Origin of the sequence: Streptomyces sp. RP5T (genome assembly GCF_003933965.1) — a bacterium.
In the GTDB taxonomy this organism is placed as follows: domain Bacteria; phylum Actinomycetota; class Actinomycetes; order Streptomycetales; family Streptomycetaceae; genus Streptomyces.
In genome coordinates, this window is record NZ_RSAJ01000780.1 from 1 (window position 1) to 3,269 (window position 3,269).

Genomic DNA, 3,269 nt, shown 5'->3' on the forward strand with positions numbered 1-3,269 from the left:
CCCCCGGGACGTGTCCGACTTCACCGGCCGCGAGGCCCAGCTCGCCGCCGTGCTCGACGGGGTGGCCGGCAGCCGGGTGATCGCCCTCGACGGCATGGCGGGCGTCGGCAAGACCTGCCTGGCCGTGCACGCGGCGCACCGGCTCGCCGCCGACTACCCGGACGCCCAGCTCTACCTGGACCTGCACGGCTTCACCGAGGGCCGCAGACCGCTCGACCCCGACCGCGCCCTGCGGACCCTGCTCGCCGCACTCGACGTCCCCTCCGAGAAGGTCCCCCAGGACGGCGGTGTCGAGGAGCTGGCCGCCTGCTGGCGCTCCGAACTCGCCCACCGGCGGGCCGTGGTGGTCCTCGACAACGCCGCCGACGCCGACCAGGTCCGCCCGCTGCTGCCCGGCGCCGGACCGTCCGTCGCCCTCATCACCAGCCGCAACCGGCTGTTCGGCCTGGACGAGGTCCCGCCGGTGTCGCTGGACGTCCTGACCGAGCAGGAGAGCGCCGAGCTCCTGGCCCGCGCCAGCGGCGAGACCGACAGCCGCGAGGGACGCCTGGCCCGGGACCCCGGGGCCACCGCCGAGGTGCTGCGCCTGTGCGGTCGGCTGCCCCTGGCCCTGCGGCTCGCCGCGGCCCGGCTGCGGCACCGGCCGGGCTGGACGGTGGGCATCCTCGTGGAGCGGATGGCGGAGGGAGCGAGCGAGTTCGACACCGCGTTCGCCATGTCCGTACGGCAGTTGGACCGCGCCAAGGCCCGGCTGTTCCGGCTGCTCGGCCTGCTGCCCGGGTCGTCCTTCGACGAGTACGTGGCGGCGGCGCTGGCGGACGTGCCGCTGCGCGGCGCCCGCGCGATGCTGGAGGACCTGCTGGACGCGCACCTCGTCCAGCAGCCGGCGGCGGGCCGCTACCGCCTCCACGACCTGGTCCACCAGCACGCCCGCCGCGCCTCCATGGAGCAGGACTCCCCGGCGGACCGGGACCGGGCCCTGCTCCGGGTGCTCGACTACTACGTGCACGCGGCGGCCGCGGCGGACGCCGCGATGCCGTTCCTGTCGCTGAGCCGTGAGGCCACCGTGGACCGCCCGCCGACCGAACTGCCGGAGTTCCACGACAAGATCGCGGCTCTGATCTGGTTCGGCACCGAGTACCTGAACCTGCTGGCGGCCTTCGAGGCGGCGGAGGAGGCCGGCGCCGACCGGCACATGTGCGAACTGCCCCGCTTCATGCGGACGTACTTCGCCCGGCGCTGCGGCACCACGATGCTCAACGGTCTCTTCGAACGGTCCCTGGCCGCCGCGCAGCGCCTGGCCGACCCCCTGCAACTGGCAGAGGTGCACAGCGACTTGGGCTTCGCCCGGTACAACGCGGGCCGCACGGCGGAGGCGAGCGCCGCGTACGAGGCGGCGGCAGCACTGGTGCTCCGGGCCCAGGACGTGCGCGCGGAGGCCGAACTGACCATGCGACGCGGCTACTTGAGGTGGGACGAGGGGTACGTCGAGGAGCCGCTCGAACTGTTCCGGCTGGCGGGGAAGCTGTACGCGGACGCCGACTGCCCCATGGGCACGGCCCACGCGACCGCGTACGAGGCCTGGGCGCTGCTGCAACTGGGGCACCGCGACGAGGCCGCACGGCTGGCCCGTACGGCACTGGAGGTGCCGCACGCCGACGGAGCGTGGCCGCCCGCCCTGACCGCCCTGATCACGCTGGGCGTGGCCACGGCCCACGAGGACCCCGAGGAGGCGCTCGGTCACCTCCACCGGGCGCTCGCGCTGGCCCGCGAGGACGGCCACCGGCACAACGAGGCCTGGTGCCTGAACTGCCTCGGGGTCGCGCTGCGCCAGGTGGGCCGCCACGAGGAGGCCCTGGCGCGGCACGAGGAGGCGTTCGCGCTGCTGGAGGCGCTGTTCGAGGACCACTGGAAGATCCACTTCCTCAGTGCCTACGGCGAGACCTGCCGCCTGGCGGGGCGGCCCGAGCAGGCCCTGCGTCTGCACCGCCAAGCCCTGGTGCTGGCCCCGAGGCTCGGTTACCGCCAGGCGGAGTCCCTGGCCCACGAGGGCATCGCGGCGGTCCTCGACGCGGAGGACCCGGAGGCGGCGGCCGAACACCGGGCGGCGGCGCGGGCCGTCCTGCCGGGGCCGGAGCCGGAGCTGCAGGCCTGAGGGGAGGGCCGGGCCCCCTCCGCCGCGCCGGGCGACCTCCGCCTTGCAAAAGCGGAACCGCGTTCCGTATCGTCTGCGGAACAAGGTTCCGTTTCGTCGTGCGACGGAACGGGGCTCGGCAGTCAGTCATGGAGGAACACGCTCATGCAGTACCGCACCTTGGGCCGCACCGGTGTGCAGGTCAGCTCTCTCGCGCTCGGCGCGATGAACTTCGGCAGGATCGGCCGCACCACCCAGGACGAGGCCACCGCGATCGTCGACGTCGCTCTTGAGGCCGGAGTCAACGTCATCGACACCGCCGACATGTACGGCGACGGCGAGTCGGAGGAGATGGTCGGCAAGGCCATCGCGGGCCGCCGCGACGACATCGTGCTGGCCACCAAGGCCGGCCTGCCCATCGGCGACGAACGCAACCACCGGGGCAGTTCGCGCCGTTGGCTGGTCACCGAACTGGAGGCCAGCCTGCGCCGCCTCGGCGTCGACCACGTCGACCTGTACCAGATCCACCGCTGGGACCCGAGCACCGGCGACGAGGAGACGCTGTCGGCCCTGACCGACCTGCAACGCGCCGGAAAGATCCGCTACTTCGGCTCCTCCACCTTCCCCGCCCACCGCATCGTGCAGGCCCAGTGGGCGGCCCGTGAGCACCGCCTGAGCCGGTACGTCACCGAACAGCCCAGCTATTCCGTCCTGCAGCGCGGCATCGAGTCCCATGTCCTGCCCGTCACGCAGGAGTACGGCATGGGGGTGCTGGTGTGGAGCCCGCTTGCCTCGGGCTGGCTGTCGGGTGCGGTCCGCGCGGGGCGGGACATCACCACCCACCGCTCGGCGGTCCTGCCCGACCGATTCGACCTGACCGTCCCCGCCAACCGGGCCCGTCTCGACGCCGTGGAACAACTGAGCCGGGTCGCCCAGGAGGCGGGCCTCACGCTGATCCAGCTCGCGCTCGCTTTCGTGACCGCCCATCCCGGCGTGACCAGCGCCCTCGTGGGCCCTCGCACGGTGGGCCACCTGCACGCCCAACTCGCCGCCGCGGACACCGTCCTGACGGCGGACGTCCTGGACGCGATCGACGAGATCGTCACCCCCGGCACCGACCTGGCCCCCCAGGAGA

Annotated in this window: 2 protein-coding genes; both read left to right on the plus strand. The window is 73.6% G+C overall.

Features of this window, described 5'->3' with window-relative positions:
* Window positions 1–2,155, plus strand: a 2,155-nt coding sequence (locus tag EHS43_RS40860; RefSeq protein ID WP_148104242.1) for a tetratricopeptide repeat protein, incomplete at its 5' end; no start/stop codon positions are given.
* A 144-nt stretch (window positions 2,156–2,299) separates the two neighbouring features.
* The coding region (locus EHS43_RS40865) for an aldo/keto reductase (RefSeq protein ID WP_148104243.1) at window positions 2,300–3,269 on the plus strand (970 nt) is incomplete at its 3' end.